The sequence below is a fragment of the Undibacterium sp. RTI2.2 genome, assembly GCF_035018705.1.
Taxonomy (GTDB): domain Bacteria; phylum Pseudomonadota; class Gammaproteobacteria; order Burkholderiales; family Burkholderiaceae_D; genus Undibacterium.
In genome coordinates, this window is record NZ_JASJXN010000096.1 from 1 (window position 1) to 3,001 (window position 3,001).

General features: G+C 40.4%; 1 protein-coding gene. It reads left to right on the plus strand.

All coding sequences use genetic code 11. The features are described from left to right. Positions 1 to 842: 842 nt before the first annotated feature. Positions 843 to 2,696 carry a M4 family metallopeptidase gene (locus QN395_RS21100; RefSeq protein WP_322119109.1) on the plus strand — a complete coding sequence of 618 codons (1,854 nt, stop codon included), beginning with the start codon at positions 843 to 845 and terminating at the stop codon, positions 2,694 to 2,696. Positions 2,697 to 3,001 lie beyond the last annotated feature (305 nt).

Below are 3,001 nucleotides of genomic sequence, written 5' to 3' on the forward strand. Positions count from 1 at the left end.
GTTTGAGGTTTTTTATAATTTGGATATACTCCCCCTAAAACTTACCTCCCGTTGCTCTTCGTAGCTGAATCCGCCCTTTATTTATGTAGGCTTGGTGCTGGAAATTTAAATATACTCCCCTTTGTTTTTAATAAAATTCACCTGTTGTCTAGGTTTCGTATTGGGAGTTAAAAAAACCAGTGGGGAGTATTTTTTTTGCATGCCGTTAGCCATGTGTGCAAGTTCCGATCTGATTTCAAATATGGATCTCCCGTTTGAAAAAAATCATATTCGTTACCTAGTTATTTTGTGAAATTCACTTCTTTTCTCCAAATAATTGCTGTCTAGTTCTTATATTAATTGAATCAAAATCTAAAAAGGCTGATTAAAAATTCCAAGTTGTTTAGATTTTTGAAAATTAGTTCATTTATTTTTATAAAAACTTAATTTACATAAAGTGATGTAAATACATTTTTTTATATTAATAAGCCGATCATTTTTTTGAATTAGTGACGGTCTTTCTTTTGTTACCAAAATTTTCTCTTGTAAAGATTTGTTCACAAAAATTCCCATATCGCGAAAAAACAACGAGCATATTTTCAACTGTTTTGATGTCTGATTAACTGTTTCTTAGTTACTTGGGCAGTAGCCTGTTGAATCCTCATTAAGAATCTATTCGGATCTACAACGCCATTTCAGTGTTTTTGCTGGGATACAGATCAAACGCCTTTACTCTGGTCCACTTGTTTTTTTAGTTTGACTTACTGCAACGAATTACTTCGATGACTTACTTCAACGCTTACCGCGTTGGCTAATACTCATAGGGGACAAAATCCCTACGGCAATTTGAAAATGGAGAGAAAATGAAACAAGCTTTGAAATTGAACCAAGTTTTACGTCCTACCTTATTGGCAGTTCTGGTATCTGGTGCATGTAGCGCGATGGCGGCAGACCGCATTGAGCTGGATAACTTTTTAACCCCATCAGCAAACACAGCGGCAGTCCAGTCTAGGACTTCTCGTATCGCAAGTGTTAATGATTTACTCGGACTTACTACCAGTGAATTGCAAGCATTGCGTAGCAAAACTTATGCTAATGGCAAAGTTGTCACGCGCTATCAACAATTTCATCAAGGCATTCCAGTATGGGGTGAAGGTGTAGTAGAGAGCGTAGCTCCTGGCGCTGCTCAACCGACTTTATCCGGCGCAATGCTGCGCAATGTAGCTAATGATTTGCCAAGTGCGACACCACTTTATTCGGCAAATCAAGCTCTTGCTTTGGCAAAAACACAAGCTCGTGTTAATTCAACCGAAAATGATCAATCTAAATTACATGTCAAATTGGGCGCAAATAATGTTGCCCAACTGATTTATGTGATTTCTTTCCTCGATACATCTAATCCAAATAAACCAAGCCGCCCGCATTTTATTATTGATGCAAATACAGGCGCTGTTTTGGACAAATGGGAAGGTTTAACCCACGCATTGAGTGGTACAGGTCCTGGTGGCAACACTAAAACTGGTCAATACGAGTACGGTACTACCGCTGGTTACGGTTACTTAGATGTGTTGGTTAGCGGATCTACTTGCAAATTGAGTAGCACCAATGTTGATACTTACAATATGAACAGTGCCACTTCTGGTTCTGGTACTTTGCAAACTTTCACTTGTCCGCGTAATACGGTTAAAGCTATCAATGGCGCTTATTCTCCAATGAATGATGCACATTATTTTGGCAACCAAGTTTTTAATATGTACCAAGCATATCTTGGACTTCGCCCTATTAGTCAAAAATTGATGATGAGAGTCCACTACGGTTCCGCCTATGAAAATGCTTTTTGGGACGGTACTGCGATGAATTTTGGTGACGGCGCATCAACTTTTTATCCTTTGACAGCGCTAGATGTAACCGGTCATGAAATTAGCCATGGCTTTACAGAGCAAAACTCTAATCTGACCTACTCTGGCATGTCTGGCGGTATGAATGAAGCCTTCTCTGATATGGCTGGTGAGGCAGTTAAGTACTATGTCAAAGGTACAAACGACTTCAAAGTTGGCGTTGATATCTTTAAAGCAAGCGGTGCATTACGTTATATGTACAACCCGCCATTGGATGGAGGCTCTATCGATAATGCTGCTAACTACACGAGTAGCCTTGACGTGCATTACAGCAGTGGTGTGTACAACAAAGCTTTCTACTTGTTAGCGACAACCTCTGGTTGGAATACTCGCAAGGCATTTGAAGTAATGGCTGATGCAAATCATTTGTACTGGGCCGCTGGTAGTACTTTTAACCAAGGTGCTTGCGGTGTTGAAAAAGCCGCTACTAATCGTGGCTATACCGTTACAGACGTGACGGCTGCTTTCAAAACCGTTGGCGTCAGTTGCGCAACAACTGCACCTACTGCAACCGTGTTGACCAAGGGCGCTGCTGTTACTGGCATTAACCTGGCAAAAGGCGCAACTAAGTTGTACTCCATCGTAGTTCCTGCTGGAGCTAAAAACCTGAGCGTTAAATTGTCTGGCGGTAGTGGTGACGGTGATATTTATGTAAAAGCCAGCGCTGCTCCAACAACAAGTTCTTATGACGGTAAATCTGAAGGATCTACTAATGCAGAAACTGTCACGATTGCAGCTCCAAAAACGGCAACTTACTATGTGCTTGTAAGTGCATATGCAGCGATAAGCAGCGCTTCTTTGGTAGCTACTTATCAATAAAGCTGGTAATACTTAATTTGTACTGATTAGGTATTCAAGTGCTCTAGATTCCCGCTCTATTTAGAGAGGGAATTTTTTTTAGTCGTTGATGAATGAGGCTGTGAGGAGATGTTGATATATTCATTTGATACGCTCAATCTAATTTAGAGTGTTCTGAGTAGATGGCTGCTTACGTTGCTTGTCCTGCTAATATTTGCTCCATTAGCTCTAAATTGTTATTCTTTTGAAATATGAGCTTCTTGCAAAATACCCAAACCAGTAAAGTCGAGCATGGGTGTGGCCACTGTTGCGATTGGTTTTCTTGT